Consider the following 21458-nt stretch of genomic DNA (forward strand, 5'->3'; position numbering starts at 1 on the left):
TCAAATCAGGAGAAAAACCCCTTCTTTTTGTCAAAGATCTTTTCTCCGCGTATCTCAGCGATTTCCCTTAGCTTTTGTTCTTCTTCGGGTTTTAGCTTTTTTGGAATATCAATTTTAACTTCATAATATATATGGCCACGAGCTGCTGATCTGAGTGATGGAAGGCCTTTTTTTGAAAGCTCAATTTGAGATCCTCCTTGAGTTCCCGGTGGAATTTTCAAGGGTTCTTTGCCCTCGAGAGTTTTGACTTCCACTTCGGTTCCGAGGATGGCTTGGCTGTAAGAGATTTTGATTTCTGAATATAAGTTTTGGGCTTCGCGCTCAAAGTTTGCGTGATTTGCTACGCGGATTTCGACATAGAGATCGCCTTGGGGACCGCTTCCGTAACCGCCTTCACCTTCGCCGCTGACTCTGAGGCGAGTTCCGTTATCGACGCCGGCTGGGACTTTGACTTTGAGTTTTCGGCGAGCCATTACGCGGCCTTGACTGTTACAAGATGCGCAGGGCTTTTTGATTTTTTTGCCCGAGCCTCTGCAAGTTGGGCAGGTCGTTGCCATCTGGAAGAACCCTTGGGATCTCACCACCTGACCTCGGCCAGCGCAGGTGCCGCAAGTTTCCATGCCGAACTTGGGATCGGCGCCCGTGCCTGAACAAGGTTTGCAATTGTCTTCTGTTTCGAAGGTGATTTCTTTTTCTATGCCTTCTAGAACATCTTCAAGTTTTACTTCAAGTAAATATCGTAAGTCCGAGCCCCTGCGATTGGAACTCTTTTGACCTTGTCTTTGCTGACCACCGAAGAAGTCGCCAAAGATATCACCAAAACTTTCAAAGATATCGTTGATGTCCGTAAAGCCTTGGCCACCGAAACCACCGCCGCCTCCACCTTGGAAAGCTCGGTGTCCGTAGGTATCGTACTGTTGTCTTTTTTGTGGGTTCGAGAGAATTTCGTAAGCACTTGCCGCTTCTTTGAATTTGTCTTCAGCTTCTTTGTTTCCAGGGTTTTTGTCAGGATGATATTGCATCGCGAGCTTGCGATAAGCTTTCTTAATAACGTCCTGGTCGGCGCTTTTCTCCACGCCTAATACTTCGTAAAAATCTCTCATATGATGCGCCTAATTTGGGGGGTGACATCAATTTCGTCAAGCCCGGAGATGAAGATAGATAAAGAATATTTGCCGTGTTTTTAGGCAGATTGATTTTTGAGCGCCTTCTCCAAATCAAAAGTCACCTGAAGATTCATCCAAAGCTTTGAGAGTATCAGCTGACTTTGAATTTACTTTTTCTATTTTGAACATCTTTAAACTCTGGTTCTTTTTCAAAACCATTTGGATAGAGAATGATGTCTGGAGCAATTCCCATAAAGGAAGCCAGTCTTAAGGCAACCCTAGAGCCGACATCTCGGCGATCATTTTCGATGGCACTTAAATTTGCCTGAGATATGCCACAGGTAAAAGCCATAATATCTTGAGGCACATTAAAGTTAGCTCTCCAAGATTTAATTAATTGCCCCGTCGTCATCTTAACGTCAAAGACTTCTAAAGGTTTTTTATTTTTTTTATTCATTTGTCTCTCGATGGTCATCTAACCATACCTTTCAATTATGACATATCATTTTTGATATGTCAATTTCATTATTTGTTAATTGGGTATAGAAGCAATTTAGAAGCGAGGCTCAATTAAGATTAAACCTAATACAGCTAATGATTAATCCGAATAACGAATTAATTGTCTAAATTTCGTCAGAATTTTGATTTACAGCAGATGGCAACCCTGCTTTCCGTGCGCCGCCTGTGATTAATTTATGATGTTGAAAACAGAGTAATCGCAAATTCTGCACCGAGGTCTCTCCGCCCAATGACAGCGGATACTTATGATCATACTGGAGTAAATGTTGAGAGGTGCATTTCCGCTTGGACTTGGGATCCGTAAACGTGCAACAGCCTTTGTCCCGCACATAGACTTCTCGCTTGACGATCGCTGGGATTGAGCGAGATTTTTTTGATGCAACTACTCTTGTCTGACAAGAATCGGTGCGTTGATTTTTCGACTCTGCCTTTTGATTCTTTATTTTATTTTCAGGGTCTAACTTTTGCAATCCTAATTGAGTGAGATACTTTAGCAATTCATTGTAGCTCATATTGGGATTCTTATGAGATAGAAAGTTTTTTAGACGATCTAGTTGATTTTTAAGGTCTTCATCTATTACTAATTTCAATTCAATTTTTTCTTCATTAATTTGTCGAATTTTTTCTTGAGGAATAGATTCTGGATTTAGCTTAACCATGGCCTTCTCAATTTCGAATAAAGATTTATTTTCCATGGATTCAACAAAAGTTAGCTTCTCTTCTTTGGTTTTAATTTTAGGAGAAGAATTGTGCTGTGATTTATTTTGTGTAGGTACAGGACTCTGCACTTTGTTTTGAGCATTGAGAAATCTTTGAATTTTCGCTGCGCCGGCCAGGCTTAAGGAGCCCTTTAAAATTTTATTTTCAACCTCAGGAACAGATTTTAGCAACCTCATCGCGTTGATTCTTCTGTAGGCGGCATCCTCACCATAACTCAATTCCTTAACTGTATATTCAAACAAGCTCGAATACCCGATTTCAAGATGCAACTTGCGGTTTTCAATTTCCTTGAGATGATGAAGAATTTCAGTAGTTATTTTTCTTTCTTCAAGAGATAATTTTTTGATATTTTGAAGCAAATTGTCGTTAGAAACATTTTTTAGATTCACCAAATTTCTCCTTACATTTTGATGTTCACATCAAGCGATTAAGCTGGATATTATGTATCGAAAAAAATGATTTTTGTCTCTGAAAATGAGAAATAATTTTTGTTTTTGGTGGGGAGAATCAATTCGAAATTCGGATTAAATTAGAATGTGACTACTATCGCATTTATGAAACTGAATGTATAATCAAGAACCAAACCAACTTTAATTATTAACGTTATTTTTTCCTGGCTTTAAGAATAATAGGTAAAGTGCGAAATACAAATTGATGATGGGTATTAATGCAAGAAAGTAAAACCAGCTAGGAGAACCTGTATCTTTATAACGTTTCGTTGCAGGAATATACAATAAGATCAAATTTATCATCATCATAATCGCTACAATTACTTTATCTAACTGTGGTAAAATTAATTTAAAAAGAAAAATGATAATAAGCTGGACGATCATCAATATGACAGTTGCCTTTAGATAATCCTATCGTCCAATTATTCTTTCTTTAGAAAAAAATATTTTTTTAGTTTCATAGCCAGGCCCTTTAAGATTAAAAGTTGTCCAATATATTTTTTCTTGTTTTCATAGTTTAAGTTTTTTATTACTTCTCTTCTAGAGAGAAATGAAATTAAAGCAAAGGTAATAGGCAATATCACATGCCATAAAGCCTATTTTGTTAAATCTAAATAAAGTCTATACGTAGTAATTAAAAACATCACTACAGCTAAATATGAGACGATAGTGAATAGAATATTCTGTCCTTTTTTAGAAGGATCATCAGAGTATTTCTTAACCTCTCGTCTCAAATAAAAAAATGCAAAGAGAGAGAATATTTCGACAATTATGACACTCGCATCCAATTACTGCCCTCCGCATGTAACAGATTGCCCTGCAAAGTCTAGTAAAGCACCACTTACACCACCGATTCCAGAAGAAATTATATCATTTGATAGATTATTTAAAGTTGCTGCTCCCGGCGCTCTCCCTATTACTCCAAACGGTACCTGTAAATAATTTGCTGCTCCAATTCCTAGCGCTCCTCCACCAGCTCCTGCCATAGCTGATGCTATTATACTAGAGTAATTTAATTGAGCAACGCTTGACCCAGATGCAATTTGGTTAGCAGCGCTTGATACCGCACCGATTATTGCTCCAGCAGCAATTCCCGCACCCATTGTAGTACCAGAAACTGCGCCAGCACCTGCCCCAATAGCAGCACCTTGCCATGTACCGCTAACAGCATAGCCAGACGCACCTCCAATTAAGGCACCTATTACGGCTCCAGCAAATTTTCCATCGGGATCAATAAAATTCACAGGGTCGTTAAAAGTATATCCCATCAAGTTCGTATCGCCGCCGCTGAATCTAATTGGATCCTTACTTGTCCATCTTCCTATTTCTGGATCATACGTTCTCGCGCCGAACTTCACTAGTCTTGTGTCTTCGTCGTAGATTCCGCCGGCGAAGCCGAAGGGTTGGTAGCCGGGGTTTGTGTCGGTGATTACTCTTCCGAATTCATCGTGTTCCATTTTTTGCATCACTGTTCCGTCGGATTCTCGCAGGACTAATCTCACTGATCCTAGGTGATCTGTGACAATTCGGTATTTCACGTTCGCATTGTCTACAAAATAATCTGGAGAGTGAGCTTTGCTTGCATATACGAATCTCTTTGTGACTATGCCTGATGTATTGATTTCTCCAATCAATCTATTATTCACGTCGTAAGCAAATCTTTTTTGCAAGACGCTATTCACTTTTCTTCCAATTCTTCTACCGAGAGCATCCATCTCGTAATTGATTGTCTTTGTCGGAGTCACAGCGCCCGTCATATTCCCGTATACATCATAACTGTATGACGTTGTTGCGATTCCAGTTCTGGATAACATTTCGCCATTCGCATTGTATGTGTAAGTTAAACTTTTGTACGCCAGCAATCTATCCTGATCATCATAGACTGCTGTGATGGGCGATCCATCAGCTCCGCCATTTCTGTTGGAGTTTTCATCATAACTGTATGTAGAGGCTACGATACCGTTCTTCTTTGTAAGCTCAAGCCTTCCGGTATTGTCGTACTCATATTCAAAAACCGTAGTCACTCCATCTAGAGTTTCTGTTTTCTTTGTGATTCTACCAAGTAAATCTCTTTCAAATGAGAGGCTGTAGACTGCATTAGAATTTCTATTGAGACTGTATGCAGAAAGCTCTCCGTATGTTGGATCGTATGTTCTCTCATCATTAATACTTCCAAGTGTTGTCGTAGACAATTGGCCATTTGGAGCACTGTAAGTTAAAGACAAATCTCCGGCTTGCGATAGATACTCATCGTTATCGTAGGTGTAGTTGATATTGATGGAGTTTGATGCGCTTAAGTACTCAGCGTTGAGTTGTGAGTTTTGTGATGTTCCTAGAGAGAAATTATAAATGGTGCTTGTCGGAGAAATTCTAACACTTTGTCCTGACAAAACTCCACCACTGTAACTCAACTCCACTCTAGAATTATCTGGAGCAATTACTTTTGTTGGTAAACTTATGTTATTTGAAAGTTGCCCATACTCGTAAGTATATACACCATTCGGAGCAGTGACACTCTCAAGCCGTCCAGAAGATGCACCATAATTATAATCGAGAGCTTGCCCATCAGGTCTTGTCACCGAAGTTAATTGATTATCGATATTATAACCATACAATGTGCTCACCTGAGGAATTGATGAAAGCACTGGAGGATTGTAATGAGAGACTTTTTCATTAGCACCGATTGTCATAGTGTGAGCGGGTCTTGATGGCGGCGTGATTGATGTTAAATTCCTATTGCCATCATAGGTGTAGTTGATCTCTCTTAAATCCGGCAGTCTGATTTTGATAAGTCTTTCGGTGGCATCATAGACGTAATTTGTAGATTGATTGAGAGCGTTTGTTACGGTCTTTAGAACCTTCGTAATCATGTTGTAAGTGAAAGTTGTCGTACGAGTGCCTTGAGTGATTTGCGTGAGCTTTTCGTCTGTATAAGTCATCTCGACAGGATTGAGATTTCCCTGCCTGATGCTGATAGGACGTTGATAATCGTCGATTACTGATTCTGTTGTTTTGCCGAGTTGTGTTGTTGTTACCGTGGTTTTGGTTGAGCCTGTGTATACTGATGTTACAGGAAATTGAGACTGGTATCCTACGGTTTGAGTTCTCGTCCATGTATTGATTGAGAATGGATCGCTAGGATTAGTGAGAGTAATGTTGTTATTGAAATTTTTTACTCTTTGACCCAACATTTGCTCAACTGTACTAGACACATGGTTTGAAGTACCACCAAATCTTGTGTTGTTGATCGTATAGTTTACCAATTGGCTTGATCCATTATGTGAGTATTTCTGAGATGTATTGCCAGAATATTCTGACAAATATTTTGATCCGTCGGCTCTTAATTCTTCTTGCTTAGAGTAATTATCATAGCTATCGACAGACATAAGATCTTGGCGATTCATCCCTGTTGCTGACGACACAACAAAAGACCCATTTGGATTAGATGTCTTTGCTAGATTTATTTGCCTTCCACCAGAGTGAGCATCATTAGTAAGGTTTCCGTAATTATCATATGTAAAAGAACTTAAAAAATTCCCAGGTTTTTTGAAACTTGCAAGAAGGCCACCAGCTCCGTAATAAGTCATCGTTTGGACCTGGAACTTTGGATCTCTGACCGTTGCGAGATAGCCATCAGAGTTCAAAGTTACGTTCGTGACTCTACCATTTGGTGATACTATAAAACTAAATTTATCGAAAGTTCTATGGAAGGTTGTGGTTCTTTGGAATGGCTCTACAATGTAAGCCAGACGTTCTTGAGAATCATAGTAGAAAGAATAAAGATTCTGTCCTGTAAGACCAAGTTTTATTTCAACGATTTTTCCTGTAGAATCAAAGATATAAACTCTTGATCCGTCTTCTTCTGCGACTCGATAAAAATTTCCAGGAAGAGTTTCTGCCGTTACAGATCGCTCGGTTCCATTGGGTTTATAAAGAGTTTTCGAACTTGCATCGTAAAAATACCAAATTGACGGAACCCAAGCTCCAAGACCCAGTTTTTTGTTTTTGAGAGAGCCTATGTGTAATTCTGTGGTTGTATCATATGAAAAATCAGATCCAACTTCTGTAACTACTGTCTTATAGGGCACAGTAGTCCAAACCTCATTCCCAAAGCTGCTTAGACCATTAGTGAGATAAGTTGCAACTTGATTTAACCCTGTACCATACGTAGAAGTATGGATGACACTATTTTGATCATTCATTATCTTTAGCGTATAACCAGTTACACTAGAATGGATTTGTGAGCGAGTAATTGGAACTTTTATTTTATAATCTTCTAATCTACCAGGTACTCTATTTGAAAAATAATTTAACTTGAATGAAGATCCAACAATATTAATTTCTTCTCCTAAGGTTTCACTACCTACCTGAATAATTGAACCACATTTATTTACAGGCTGCTGAATAGCCGGTGCACTTTTAGTAGAAGTAAAATTTGCTCCACATCCGCTTGTTACAGCTACCCCTAGAGCATGTGTTACAGTCGAACTACCACAATATATAGCTGCTCTGCTATTTGAATTACATACACCTGCTTGAACATGATTTGAAACAATAAAACTAAAAGAAAATACAATTGCCCATTTAAGCATCAATAACTCCTTAATCAAAAATATGAATCCGTTTATTTAACGGACAAAGCTTACTTTTATTGAATTTATAAAAATTAAAATAAACAAATTTAGTTGAAAGTCGTGAGAAATATCTTTAACGCAAGACGAACATGATGCATTTATTGTTTAAATAGTAAACACATCAAAATAATTATGTATTTTTTGATAAATTTAGCTTTAGTTTTACTCTTTAATATTAAGTTCTTTTTTTAATTCTTCGAGGCGAGTTTTTGCGCGACTTATATGAGGACTATCTGGATTGTTTTCTATAAATGATTTGAGCGTAGTATAGCCTAGAGTTGCTCTACCGACTCGGGACCATAACCTTGATGCAAGAGTGGGAAGAAAGTCAGGACCTCCATTCTTATAAGCTGCCATAAGTAGGTCTGCTGCCCGTCCTGGCTTCTGTAATTCCATGAGATAGTGATAAGACGCTCGATAATTTAAGATCCAATTATTGGGGAATTGCTCTAGGCCTTTATCATAAATAATTTTAGCACCTTCTCTATCGTCAACAACTACACTTAAAACTGTTGCCCCAACTTCATATACCGCTTCAAATCTTGGTGAAATATCCGTAATAAAATCCATCATCTGAAAAACCCATCCCTTGTGACAGCGCGATGGTTTTAATTTAGCAGATAACGCCTCATCAACTCCGATTCCAGGATTATAAGATCGCTCCATATTTTCATTTTCACAATAATCCATATTCTGAATAGTATTAAGCCAAAAAGTATCTGCCATAGTATTCTTATGACCAAAATGAAAACTCTGTACTATTTTTATTGGATATATTTTAAATCCAGCTTTTCGTTCTACCTGAAATCCATTACCAATAATAATAAAGATTATTCCTAAAAATATAAGAAAAGCGCCTCTCATATTTTTATTATGATCTTTTTATAAAGTTAATGTCAAAGAAAGGTACTTAAAAAATAAAAAGCCCATCTATGAGAAGATGGGCTTTTTATTTATTTCATATCTTAAAGATATTAGATACCAGAAGTATCGTTTAATAATTGTTTGTTTTGAGTAATAGACCAAGTATCTACTGCTTGACCACCAATGTCCGCCGAAGCACATGTTGTGTAAGAACTCGTTGCACCAGCTGTGCTTGAGTTAGCAGCAGCACATCCAACAGGAGCAGCCACAAATGTAGCATTTTCAAACCAGCCACCAGTTGTATCGTTACCTGTTTCAAGAGGTTTATTACCAAATCCGTTAACACCACCGCAAGCAGCTATTGCAACGTTGGTTGTAATACAAGCATCTGCATTTGGAACGTTGTTAAAGTTAACTAACTGAGCTCCTTGATATACAGCTAATGCATTATCTGCAGCTGTTATTCTATAAGTTAATCTACCAGTTGGTCTAAATCCGATGGCAACGAAATTTCCTAAATGGCCATTGAACTCTGAAGATGAAGATGAAGATGATTGGTAATAAGCGCCCAAAATTGATCTTGCTTCACTCTGTCTCGACTTCCTTTGGAAAGATTGATAGTTCGGGATTGCAATTGCCGCTAAGATACCGATGATCGCGACGACGATCATTAGTTCGATTAGCGAGAAACCACTTTGGTTTGACTTTTTCATGTGACGTTCTCCTTGTTATTTGTTGTTTTTTTGTAAAACAGCCTGAAGCTCTCGTTAATTCAAGAGCTAAAATATTTTTTTCCTTAACAATATCTTAATTCTAGAGACACTATTGGTTTTCCGCAATTGAATTTTAAATGGGTCCTAAGTTGATTCGCACCATATTAAGACCAGACCTTCGTCTGGCTTTTTTATGTTTCATAATGATACAGAATTTATTTAATATTTTCTGTGGCAAAAAAGAACTTGTTCCACATCTAGAGTTTTGATTCCATCAATTTTTTGATTATCCATAGAAATCAAACAAGGTTCAAATGACGGAGTGGTTTTACAAAAATCAATCAAAGATTTCAAATCGGAAATTTTTGTCTTCGCAGACTTGACCTCAATGGCATACTTCTCACCGCCAGGCCCAAGAGCTACAAAATCCACTTCTTTATCTCTGTCTTTCCAATAATAAAGTTCCCACCCTGCTTCAATAAGCCGTGCACCAATCGTATTCTCAAAATATCGCCCAAATTTCTCACTAGAAATTCTTTCTGTGATTGGCCTCTCAAAACATCTCATCAATGCATTATCATGAACGATAATTTTGGGAGGTGTTTTCTTTGTACGTAAGATTTTAGTAGAATACTTTTGAATGCCTGTAACCAAGAACGCATCCTCTAAAAGTTTTAAATAGTGCTGAAGCGTTACAACGCTGCCCTTACCCTCGAGCTGACCTTGCAACTTTGTTAAACTGATAATCTCAGAAGGGTGCCCCACGGCAACTCTAAAAACCTGTCTCAGCAATGCTGGCTGATCGACCGGATGCAATTGCAAAAGATCTCTACCAATAGCAGGCTCTATAATAGAATCTCTAACGTACGAACCCCATCTCTCTACATCAGAAATAAATTTCATCGACCCCGGATAACAGCCATACTCAACGTAGTCTTTCAACGACATATCAAATACTTTATTAGCTTCTTGATAATTCCAATGTTCCGCGCGAATTAATTCGAAGCGGCCGGCCAAAGTTTCCTTCAAACCTTTTTCCATAAGCAAAGCTGATGAACCTGTGACGATAACTTTGAGTTGGTATTTGTCTCGATCCCAGAGTTTTTTTAAAACCTCGCTCCAGTTAAAGATTTTCTGAATCTCATCTATGGCTAGAATTTTTGATTTTGTTTTATTCGCCTTCTCCCACCACTCCTCAATGACAGTTGCATTCATGGGAGTTGGAGAATCGGCAGATTCATAAATTGCATCGGCCTTCAATGAAGCCTTTAAAGCCGTTGTTTTGCCTATCTGCCTTGGGCCGATAACAACTTGAATTAACGGAGCTTTTTCAGCAAGTCGGGATGAAATAACGCTTTTCAGGTACCTATTTTCGTTCATATATCAATATGTTAGGTCATTTTTTACAATTTGTAAAGTACATTTAACAAATTGTAAAATCCTTATCACTCATCGTCCGCAGCTTCTTCGTCACCTGGAGCACTTAACCCATACTTATCACATCGATATCTCATCGATCTAAACGTAATTCCAAGGAGCTTCGAGGCTTTTTTCTTTACGCCGTTCGCCTTGTGAATGGCCTTTACCAATAATTCTTTTTCCATTTGGCCGATGATTTTTTCTAACTCAATACCTTCATCGCTGATTTCGATCTCGTAGCTGGATGCTAATTTTCTTCCTGATGGTGTGTTCACAAATGGTGGCAAGCTCTCGGGCAAGATCGTTGAACCTGCTTCTAGAGCAACCGTTCTCTCAATGATGTTTTCTAATTCTCTTACGTTACCTGGGTAATCGTATTTTTTTAAAACCTTCATTGCCTCATCTGAAATTCCGCTCACCGGTTTTCCAAAACGTGTCGAGTACTTTTGCAAGAAGTGCTTTGCGAGCAACGTAACGTCATCCGTTCTCTCTCTCAAAGGAGGTACGCGGAGTAAAATAACATTCAATCTATAATAAAGATCTTCTCTGAAGGCGCCGATTTTGATCATGTCCTCTAAATCTCTATTTGTCGCGGCGATGATTCTCACCTCGATCTTTTGATCATCAGTAGCCCCCACACGTCTGATCACTCTTTCCTGAATCGCTCTCAAAAGTTTTACCTGAATGGTCAGCGGCAACTCACCCACCTCATCCAAGAACAGCGTTCCACCATCGGCAACTTCAAATAAACCTACCTTATCTTGAATCGCTCCCGTGAAGGATCCTTTTTTGTGACCGAACATTTCGGATTCCATTAAGTTCTCAGGTATCGCTCCGCAGTTGATCGTCACAAAAGGTTTGTTCTTCAGTGGACCGTTCACGTGAATGGCCTTGGCGACCATCTCTTTACCCGTACCACTTTCCCCCGTGATCAAAACGTTTGTTGGAGTTTGTGATACACGCTTGATCAATTCATAGATGTGATGCATTTTTTCGGAATTCCCTACCAAACTCTGGAAGGAATATTCTTTCTGCATTTCTTTTTTTAAAGTTCTGTTTTCTACCTCTAAGTTTTTAGATCTTAGAGCGTTACTAATAACAATTCTAACTTCATCAATTTTGAAGGGCTTTGTGATGTAGTCATAGGCTCCGAGCTTCATCGCCTCAACAGCGCTCTCTGTAGTTCCGAAAGCCGTGATGATCATGAATACGAGGTCAGGATAGTTGTCCTTTACGTGCTTCAGTAATTCCATCCCTGTCACATTGGGCATTTGCATATCTGAAATGACCATGTCGAAGGATTTCTTTTTTAGAAGCTCAATTGCTTTTGCTCCGTCCTCTGCAGTAGTTACTTCATAGCCTTCTTTCTTGAGCATGATCTCAAGAAATTCTCTTATAGACTCTTCGTCATCTACTGCTAATATTCTAGGTTTCATATCTATGACTCCCGTGCTTCAAATTTGGTAGCGATTTCTCGCTACAGCTAAAGTTTAAATCTTATAATAAATTCTGTTCCGCCGTCATTTCCGTTTTGGCTCACTTTGGATTCTACATCCACTTGCGCATTGTGAGATTCTAAAATCTTATGCACAATCGCCAAACCCAATCCTGTTCCTCTGGGTTTTGTTGTAAAGAATGGCTCAAACATTTTTATTCGAATCTTTTCTTCCATCCCTACGCCGTTGTCTTTTATTCTCACCTCAATAAAATTTTCTTTCAATTCCACTGATACCTTAAGTTGTGGAGATTCTACTTTTTCCATCGCGTGACAAGCGTTTATCATTATATTTAAAAACACTTGTTTTAGTTTGTCACGATTAGCTTGAATGGGCTTTGTAGATTGAATGTTAAGGTCTAGTAGAGGCGTCACTATGGCCTTATTCAGCTGCAAGAGTTCTAAGCAATCCTTCACAAGCTTCGAAATATCGACCTTATCGTCCATAGGAAGGTTGGGTCTCACGAACTCTAAAAATTCTGAGATCAGGTTATTGAGGCGATCCGTTTCTTTTAAAGTAATGGCGATAAGCTTTTTTTGTTCATCGTCGATCTGTTCAAAACTCGTAGCGAGCAATTGTACACTGCCGCTCATGCTTGCTAAAGGATTTCTGATCTCATGAGCGATACCCGCTGCCAATTGGCCGACGGCTGCTAATTTTTCTTGGTTCTTTAGGCGGTCTTCGATTTTTCTTCTTTCAGTGACGTCTTGGATGAGAAGCAAGTAACCCGCCTCTAACTCTGCCAAATTTAATCTTGAAATTAGAATCTCCAAGTGCCTTCGGTCATCACCGATATCGTATTGGATTTCTTTTGTGATCACTTGTTTTTTTGAAAGATCCTCTTTCAATGAATGCAGATCCACCACGGAATGAATATCAAACTTTGTATCTATGCTTTTACCTAATATATCGTGGCCCAAGATATCCTTGAGGGCTTGGTTGGATTGAATCACCGTAAAGTTTTGATCTAAAGTCATTAAACCTGTTTTTATATTGTCCACAATCAAGTTATTGATATTTTTTAACTCTTTAAGATCTTTTTCTTTAGCCTTCAATTGCGTCGCTAAACCACCACTTAGCAAGGCCACCACAAAGAACGCCAAGTTGTTCATCAGAAACATAAAAATTTTAGAATTACTTCCCATAGATGTGTCTACAAACAACACCGCACTAAATAAGAACGCGCAGAACACAGAAATAGTAAGGGCGCCTCTCAATTGGAAAGACAAAGCCGTTATAAAAATTAAATATAAATAGAAAAATAAATAAAGAGAATTTTGTAAACTGGTTTTATAAAGAATCAAAGAAATGATCACCGCATCGAGTGGGAGCAGAACCCTGAGGGCCTTCTCATTTAGTTTTTCCTTGTCCACTCCGATGTATAAAAAAATCGCACTCACCATAAGAGCCAAAGACAACAAACAATAAAGTGGTATTAAAAAATCAAAATTAATAAATAACGGATATCTCAGTTGGTAAATAACCGTGAATACCAAAAGGAAAAAGTACAATGCTAATCTTGAAAGTTGAGGCAAGCTAATCATTATGCCCCCGCCGCGCCAGCAAGATTGAAGATCGGAAGATACATCGCAACCACGATGACCGCGATGATACCACCAAGCACAACCATCATGACTGGCTCAATCATACTTGTTAAAGCCGTTACCGCATAATCCACTTCTTCCTCGTAGAAATCTGCAATCTTACCCAGCATTGTATCGAGGGCACCGGTTTGCTCTCCCACACCAATCATTTGCACCATCATATCCGGAACAAAAGGATCTTGAGCTAGAGGAATAACAATACTTTTACCTTGGGCAATAACTTCTTTGGCTCTCAAGAATGTGGCTTCAAGAACGGCATTGCCCACAACTTTTGCGGAAATATCCAAACCATCCAAAATAGGAACACCACAAGAAATCATTGTAGAAAAAGTTCTGGTAAATCTAGCAATGGCATTTTTTTGGATAAGAGAACCTACCAGTGGCATGCGAATAAAAATCGCATCACAAGTTGCGCGTCCCTTTTCCGAGCGATAATAAACAAAGAAAGAATAAATTGTTCCAAACAACGTACCAAAAACGAGATACCAGTAATCCACCAAAAAGTGACTGAGGTTTACGACCTGTTGAGTAAGCCATGGAATGTCTTGGCCAGAACTTTTAAATAATTCTTCAAATTTAGGAATAACAAACGCTAAAATCACATAAATCACCAGCGCAGCGACGCCCAAAATCCCTGCTGGATAAAAAAGAGCTCCCGTGACCTTACCTCTAATTTTTATTGATTTTTCAATGTAGGCTGCAAGTCTTTCTAAAATAACATCAAGAGAACCGGATTCTTCGCCGGCTTTGAGTAAGTTCACGTAAAGCTTATCGAATATTCTCGAATGCTGAGCTATGGAATCTCCAAGTTTTTTACCACCTTCGATGTCTTCTTTGATTTTTTTTAAGCTGGCTCCCAAATAAACATTGCTCGTGGAATTGGATAGAATTTCTAAGCTCTGAACAATGGGAATCCCGGAGTTGACCAGCGTAGCAAATTGTCTGGTAAAAATTTGAAGGTCCTTGCCGCTCACTCTGGTTTTTAGATTATCTAATCCACTAAAGTAATTTTTTTTACTGTTTGCCATGCTCATCTTGGTAGGAATCAGACGTTGAGCTCTTAACTTAATACGTGCTTCTGTATCGGAGGCTGCTTCGATTGAGCCTCTCGTAATTCTGCCATCTACAGATTTTGCCTGATACACGTATTTTGGCACTGAACCTTCCTAAAGAGCCTATAGCCCAGCTTTTCTTAGCATGTTGTTTAAGTCATCAGGATCAGGACTCGCTTCAAATCCCACTTTCATATCAATTTTACGACGAATCATTAAATTCATCAGACATTGATTCATGGTAATCATGCCGGAGGTTGCTTGCCCCACTTGCATCATCCCGTGAAGTTGATAATACTTCCCTTCACGAATCAAAGCTTTAATACCGGAAGTTGGAATCAATAATTCATAAGCCAAAACCAATTTTCCATCTAGGCCCGGAAGCAATTGCTGACTGAGAATACATTGCAAGACGGAACTCAATTGGTTCAGCGTGATTTCTCTTCGGCCTTCATCAAACATCGCCACGATACGACTGATGGTATCGGGCGCAGAATTCGTATGAAGAGTCGCAAACACCAAGTGACCCGTCTCTGAAACCTTCAACGCCATCTCGGCAGTTTCTCGATCTCTCATCTCACCCACTAGACAGTAATCAGGATCTTGACGAAGAACATACTTCATAGCGGTTTCAAAATTTTCTGTATCCAAACCCACTTCTCTTTGGTTTACGATACACTTTTTGTGATTGTGAACATATTCGATAGGATCTTCGATGGTGACAATGTGCGATTGTTTTTCTTCGTTCACTTTATCCAGAAGTGATGCAATCGTTGTCGACTTACCAGAACCTGTTGCGCCCGTAACCAAAATCAATCCGTTTGCCTTATTGGTAATCTCTTGAATGATATTGGGTAATCCTAGCTTTGAGAAATGCGGAATCTCCTCTGGAATTCTTCTCACCGCAGCCGAAACCACACCACGCTGTCTAAAAACGTTCACACGGAAACGGCCCAGTCCCGTCACACCAAAACCAAAATCCACTTCGTTTCTATTTTCGAATAACTTTCTATGTTTTTCAGTCATCAGCGAGAGACAAATGTTACTCGCTTGCTGTGGAGTTAATGGCTCTGAAGATCTCTGAAATAAATTTCCATTGATTCTCACCATCGGAGGCGAACCTGCCACAATGTGCAAGTCTGTTGCGTTGTCTTTTACGACCATTTCCAATAGTTCTTTTATGCTCTTCATGTTAGCTCTACTTCTGGGCGCCTTGTGGACGCCACTGCTGTTCAAGTTTTCCGTTTAGTCCTTGGCAGTTACTCCCAAGACCTCATCAATTGTTGTAATTCCAGCTTTAACTTTATTCAGTGCGGCTCTCCTCAATGATTTCATTCCGTTTCTAATGGCGCATTCTTTTAAAAGTAACGGATCTACTTTTTTGAAGATTAAAGATTTTAATTCATCATTGAATTGCAAAATTTCATAGATCGAAATACGACCCGAGTAACCGGTTTCGTTACAGCGCTCGCATCCATCACCCTTCATCACTTGGAAAGTTCCAAGCTCGTCCTCTCTGAATCCCATATCCAAAAGTGCTTGGTTATCGACGTGAATTGAATTTTTGCAATACGTACAAATCTTTTTCACGAGTCTTTGTGCAACGACAAGATTCACCGCCGATGTGACCAGAAAAGGTTCGATTCCCATATTGATCAAACGGTTGATGGTAGCAGGAGCATCGTTGGTGTGTAGAGTGCTGACCACCAAGTGACCCGTAAGCGCGGCCTTGAAGGCTATCTCTGCTGTTTCGTAGTCACGAATCTCCCCCACCATAATGATATCCGGGTCTTGACGAAGGAAAGATCTCAATGTGGTTGCAAATGTTAAATCAATATCTTTGTTCATTTGAACTTGGTTGATACCTTCCAAGTTGAATTCCACCGGGTCTTCGGCTGTAGAAATATTTACGTCCGGTTGATTCAATTCGGCAAGAGCAGAATAAATTGTTGTGGTCTTACCTGAACCCGTTGGACCCGTGATCAAAAGAATTCCGTTGGGTTGGTAAAGTGCTTTTTGGAATTTGACCAAATCATCATCCTCAAATCCTAATTTTTTAAGATCGAGCTGAAGGTTGGATTTATCTAAAATCCTCATCACCACTTTTTCACCGAAGAGTGTAGGTAGAATGCTCACCCGAAAATCGACTTCTTTATTGTCTTTAGTTTTGATTTTTAAACGACCATCTTGCGGACGTCTTTTTTCCGAAATATCAAGCTTACTCATCACCTTGATACGAGAAGCAATCGCACCGGCCATCCCTGACGGTGGTTGGATTTGCTCATAGAGAGATCCATCGATTCTCATTCTGACTCTGAAGTTTTTTTCGTAAGGTTCAATGTGAATATCTGAGGCTTTTCTTTTTACGGCTTCGGCTAAAATTACGTTTACAAATTTCACAACCGGAGACTCATCCGCATCCCCGTCGATAATTACGGATTTTGTTCCCACTTCGATATCTACCGAAGTTGTTTCTTTTTCCATGTCGGTCATGATGGATTCAAATTTTGTTTTTGAACTGTAATACCGATCGATGGCCAATTCAATAGAGTGCTCTGGTGCAACCACTGCTGTGATTTTGCATCTAGTGATATGGAATAAGTCGTCTTTGATGTACACGTTGCTAGGATCTGCCATGGCCAATACGAGAGTGTCTCCAGATTTGTTTACCGGAATGACTTTGTATTTTTCGCAAATCTTTTTTGGAACAAGTTTAATGGCGTCGGGATCAATTTGGAATGCATCAAGATCAACAGAAGGAATGTTGTACTGTCTCGCCAAAAAATCTGCGAGCTGTTTGTCATCGATGTATCCAAGCTTAACCAGTGAAGACGAAAGTCTTCCGCCGTTACTCTTTTGTTCTTTCTTAGCTTTTTCCAATTGATCGATGCCGATCAAATTTTCATTAACTAAAAGTTCACCAAGTCCCTTTGCCAAGTGTCCCCCACCCAATTCTCTAAAGACCTAAAAAGTTATCTTTTTTGGGTCATATCAATAGATTACAGTGGTGTGACGATTTTTGTAACTAGGCTGACGTCCAGATTGTATATATAGAGAGCCGGAATTTTTTTTGGGTTACATTTGGAATTCATCGAGAATGGTTTGAATTTTATTTTTGTCATATGCGACTTGATCCAAATTGGTTTTCAAAAGCTGCTTGTACTCATCAAAATCAGTCTTTAGTCCAGTCACCTTAAGTACCCAATTCAGATCATAAAAGCCAAAGGCCTCATAACCGCGCACGACTCTCGCCCCAATGTCTTGCGCGATTCTCAAGAACGGAGTCTCTGGCGGCACATCAACGAGGTCGATAACCAAGCCACCTTTTTTTAAAAAATTAAAATAGTAAATTTCATTCGGAAAATCTTCAGAGTCCAAAACCGAAAAAGTATTGATCACCAGTCCGTGGGTTCCCGGAAGGATAGTTACATCTACTCTTTTGGTGTATTCAAATTGAACATTATAAAAAATTTCCTTAAAATCTTTGATTAAATTTAGCGCACTTTCATCATCCTTGCTGGTGATGTTGATTTTTGAGAATCCAAGTTTTATCAAAGCTGCAATGGAGGCTCTCGCCAAACCACAAGTCCCTATAACAAAACCTTTATCCATGACATCGAGATTTTTTACGGTGTGAGTGAGGAATTCAAAAAGAGAATCTCTAAACAAAATTTCTGGCCAGTAGCCTTTTTTTTCATCAAACATAAGACTGTCGACGGCTTTTAGATTTTCTAATTCTCTTAGATTATTTTTAATATTCAAAGAAACTTGATCAATATTTTTCGGATGAAACCTTATGGAGAGTTTTTGAGCTGTGGCCTCCGCGATTTTTTCTTTGAGGTTAGCATCTGTGGCCTCGATAAAAGTGAATTGATTTTGAATTCCTTTAGAATTGAGATATTGGCTCAAAACTTCCAACCTTGGAGTTTTTAAAGGACCAATTTCACACCATTTCAATTCTTCCATCTTTTCCCCTTTTTAGGTGCGCTGTCGCTTTAGCAATTCATTGGTTCTAAGAAATCTAATGTTGTTGCTATATCGTGTTTGATTTGTGCCTTGAGTGCATCAATGTTTGGAAATTTGATTTCTGCACGGATGAATTGTTCAAAATAAATTTCGATCTCTTCACCATAAATATCTTTGTTGAAATTCAGGATATGAGTTTCAACTTTTAAAGGTCTATTTTTCCCATCACTGTCCACAAAAGTAGGATTGTAGCCCACGTTCGTCACTGACTTATAGATTTCACCTCTCACACTTGTGTAGGTCGCATAAACTCCAGCCTTTGGAAAGACTTCGGCCTTCGTAGATAAATTTGCCGTTGGAAATCCCAGGAGTCTCCCTCTCTGATCTCCTTTTTCCACTAATCCTGAAACATAAAAAGATCTGCCTAACATTTTGCGAGCCACATCGACATGACCTTCTTTGATCGACTTTCTAATTTCTGAACTCGAAATAACAAGGCCATCCATTTTGACTGGATGAACAATTTCCAAATCCAGTCCATGCATCTCACAGAGTCTTTCTAAGATCGAAAGTGTTCCCTGTCTATTTGCACCAAAAGCAAAATCATATCCCACCACCAAGGCAATTGGTGAAAGAGGTTTAATGATATAATCGCTTAAAAATTTTTCTGGTGTGAGTTGCGAAAGATCTCTAGAAAAAGGTTCCAATATCAAAAGGTTCACGCCCATTTTTGCGAGTTCCCTTTCTTGATCTTTGTGCTCAAAAAGTTGCACGTGGTGGAGTTCGGGTCTAAGAATTCTGCGCGGATGAGGATTGAAAGTTACGACTACAGATTGCGCTTTCAACTCACGCGCTTTACTCGTGGCCTTTGAAATAATTTCACGATGGCCAAAATGAAGCCCATCAAAATTCCCAATGGTAACGACTGACTTGGTAACCTGTGCCTTAAGCCTTGCAATTCCGTGTGCGACTTCCATAAAACTCCATTGATAGAACCATTGATTTAAATCATATAAGATAGTATATCATTACGCCTAGTGTCTATTATCAAAATACTAAAGAAAATCGAGCATTTCCTCACCACTTACCTAAAGTGGGCATGGGGCGCAAGAGCCTTTTGGTTAAGGGCACTCCTTTGCTGGGCGATTGGCTTAGCTTTTCTATGGACGGACTACGGTTCAAACTTTGATTATAGATTCCAAGTTCGCGGAAATGTCTCCAAGCCCAATGACATCGCGTTAATCTTGATCAACGAAATGGATTGGAAAAAATTAAGGAATGTCCAGGTCGACACTTTCGAATCTTTACGCTCCCTTTACGTGAACGAAACTCTCACCGATAATTACTATTGGGATGAAGAACTCTGGGCTCACCTCCTAAGAAAAATTCTAGAGTACGAACCCAACAAAATTGGCGTTACATTTTTCTTTGGTAGCAACCTTGGAAACGTAAAGATCTCTAAAAAAAATTCTGAATTATTTGAAAATCCAAAAATTTATTGGCCCGCAAGAATTTCTTCTGAAGGACAAATTCAATTTCCGATTTTCACCAGACATCGTGAAACAGGTTTAATCAACCTCTATCCTGATATGGATGGTATTGTTAGAACCTTTGAAACCTCAATTGCCGAAATTCCAAGCTTTGGTTACGTACTTTCAGATCAAAAAAGAGACATCAAAACCTATTCAAAAAAATATTTTATAAATTATCAGGCAGCACCCGAGAAAACTCCATCCTACAAAGCCATTGATCTGCTGACTGGAAAAATAAAATTGGAAGATTTGAGAGGGAAAACCATAATTATTGGTACAAAAGACTCGAAAGAACATCTTTACCCAACGCCAATGGGTTTTATGACAAAATCCGAATTGTTTGCGCAAGTTGTAGATAATTTTAACAATGAACGCTTTCCCAGAAAATTCCCAATTCAGTTCTATGCCTTTTATCTCGCGATCATTTTAATTTTAACTTTATTGATCATCTTTGAGTATCCCCAAAACTATGCCCTGGCATTCTTGATTTCTTTGGGCGCCATCATTGCCGGATTTTCGACATGGCTATTTGATACTTACTATGTATGGGCACCCATATTTGCAGCCTTGATTCAGATTGTTGGAACCTACATTATCTTTATTGGTTTCAAACTTGCACAAAACGAAAGAAAAACTTGGAGACTCGAGCAGGAAAAGAGCTATCTCTTTGAGCTTGAGCAACTCAAAAACAATTTCATCAGCCTGATCAGTCATGATTTAAAAACTCCGATTGCAAAGATCCAAGGCATTACAACAAGACTCATGCAATCCAATGGCCCTTTCAATAAAGATCTTGAGACCATTCAAAACTCAAGTCAGGATCTCTATAGATACATTCAATCGATTTTACAGATCACTCGAGTAGAATCTTCGGATTTTAAGATTAGAAAAGAGGCGGCCGATATCAACCTGATCATCGAAAAGGCCGTAGAACAATTAAAGCCTTTAGCTTTTGAAAAGAACATCAAACTGAATGTTCAACTCGAACCTATGTTCTCTATTGAAATTGATACAGCGCTAATTCACGAAGTGATTGCGAATTTGATAGAAAATGCTATTAAATATACTCCAAAAGACGGAACCGTAGAGATTTCTTCAGTCGAAGCCGATGATTACGTGAGATTTTCAGTTCGTGACAACGGCGCTGGAATTCCAAAAGAAGAATTAGATTCTGTTTGGGAAAAGTTTTACCGCGGAAGAAATCATAATCTCACGACGCAGGGAACCGGTCTTGGGCTTTACTTGGTGAAATACTTTATAGAACTTCACAGAGGAAAGGTTTTTTTGGAAAGCCAAACTTCTACAAATGAGCTTGGTCAAGGAACAGGAACAAATATTGGATTCATTCTTCCTTTTTCTGCGAATGAAAAAATTTGAATTTTAC

The 21458-nt window shown here is 39.0% G+C and carries 15 protein-coding genes; 1 reads left to right on the plus strand and 14 read right to left on the minus strand.

Going from position 1 to position 21458, the window contains the following annotated elements; all coding sequences use genetic code 11:
• Positions 1–5 precede the first annotated feature (5 nt).
• The 14 genes from dnaJ to V4596_06090 all read right to left on the minus strand — a co-directional run bounded on the left by dnaJ (position 6) and on the right by V4596_06090 (position 19519).
• On the minus strand, positions 6–1103 hold the full coding sequence (gene dnaJ, locus V4596_06025) for a molecular chaperone DnaJ (GenBank protein ID MES2768687.1): 1098 nt from the start codon (positions 1101–1103) through the stop codon (positions 6–8).
• Between the two features lie 154 nt (positions 1104–1257).
• On the minus strand, positions 1258–1563 hold the full coding sequence (locus V4596_06030) for a helix-turn-helix transcriptional regulator (GenBank protein ID MES2768688.1): 306 nt from the start codon (positions 1561–1563) through the stop codon (positions 1258–1260).
• A 166-nt stretch (positions 1564–1729) separates the two neighbouring features.
• Positions 1730–2734, minus strand: a complete 1005-nt coding sequence (locus tag V4596_06035; GenBank protein MES2768689.1) for an HNH endonuclease signature motif containing protein — start codon at positions 2732–2734, stop codon at positions 1730–1732.
• 848 nt (positions 2735–3582) lie between these two features.
• On the minus strand, positions 3583–7386 hold the full coding sequence (locus V4596_06040; protein ID MES2768690.1) for an RHS repeat-associated core domain-containing protein: 3804 nt from the start codon (positions 7384–7386) through the stop codon (positions 3583–3585).
• A gap of 204 nt (positions 7387–7590) precedes the next feature.
• Positions 7591–8292, minus strand: coding sequence for a hypothetical protein (locus V4596_06045; GenBank protein ID MES2768691.1), 702 nt, complete (start codon positions 8290–8292; stop codon positions 7591–7593).
• Positions 8293–8402: 110 nt separating this feature from the next.
• A complete protein-coding gene (locus V4596_06050; protein ID MES2768692.1) occupies positions 8403–9005 on the minus strand; it encodes a prepilin-type N-terminal cleavage/methylation domain-containing protein in 603 nt (200 codons plus the stop codon).
• Positions 9006–9224: 219 nt separating this feature from the next.
• Positions 9225–10385: an ATP-binding protein gene (locus V4596_06055; GenBank protein ID MES2768693.1), complete on the minus strand. Its 1161-nt coding sequence runs from the start codon at positions 10383–10385 to the stop codon at positions 9225–9227.
• A 65-nt stretch (positions 10386–10450) separates the two neighbouring features.
• Positions 10451–11860, minus strand: coding sequence for a sigma-54 dependent transcriptional regulator (locus V4596_06060; protein ID MES2768694.1), 1410 nt, complete (start codon positions 11858–11860; stop codon positions 10451–10453).
• 47 nt (positions 11861–11907) lie between these two features.
• Positions 11908–13464 (minus strand): ATP-binding protein, encoded by a 1557-nt coding sequence (locus V4596_06065; protein MES2768695.1) that lies wholly within the window; start codon positions 13462–13464, stop codon positions 11908–11910.
• Positions 13464–14681 carry a type II secretion system F family protein gene (locus V4596_06070; GenBank protein MES2768696.1) on the minus strand — a complete coding sequence of 406 codons (1218 nt, stop codon included), beginning with the start codon at positions 14679–14681 and terminating at the stop codon, positions 13464–13466. Before V4596_06070 ends, V4596_06065 begins: the two co-directional genes overlap by 1 nt.
• Before the next feature lie 18 nt (positions 14682–14699).
• A complete protein-coding gene (locus V4596_06075) occupies positions 14700–15767 on the minus strand; it encodes a PilT/PilU family type 4a pilus ATPase (GenBank protein MES2768697.1) in 1068 nt (355 codons plus the stop codon).
• Positions 15768–15821: 54 nt separating this feature from the next.
• On the minus strand, positions 15822–17513 hold the full coding sequence (gene pilB, locus V4596_06080; protein MES2768698.1) for a type IV-A pilus assembly ATPase PilB: 1692 nt from the start codon (positions 17511–17513) through the stop codon (positions 15822–15824).
• 138 nt (positions 17514–17651) lie between these two features.
• On the minus strand, positions 17652–18542 hold the full coding sequence (locus V4596_06085) for a hypothetical protein (protein ID MES2768699.1): 891 nt from the start codon (positions 18540–18542) through the stop codon (positions 17652–17654).
• Positions 18543–18571: 29 nt separating this feature from the next.
• The gene (locus V4596_06090) at positions 18572–19519 is read right to left on the minus strand and encodes a bifunctional riboflavin kinase/FAD synthetase (protein MES2768700.1); all 948 of its coding nucleotides are present in this window, start codon (positions 19517–19519) and stop codon (positions 18572–18574) included.
• Positions 19520–19579: 60 nt separating this feature from the next.
• Here V4596_06090 and V4596_06095 point away from each other — a divergent pair, with 60 nt between their 5' ends.
• On the plus strand, positions 19580–21451 hold the full coding sequence (locus tag V4596_06095) for an ATP-binding protein (GenBank protein ID MES2768701.1): 1872 nt from the start codon (positions 19580–19582) through the stop codon (positions 21449–21451).
• Positions 21452–21458 lie beyond the last annotated feature (7 nt).

The sequence above is a fragment of the Bdellovibrionota bacterium genome (genome assembly GCA_040386775.1).
Taxonomy (GTDB): Bacteria; Bdellovibrionota; Bdellovibrionia; order Bdellovibrionales; family JAEYZS01; genus JAEYZS01.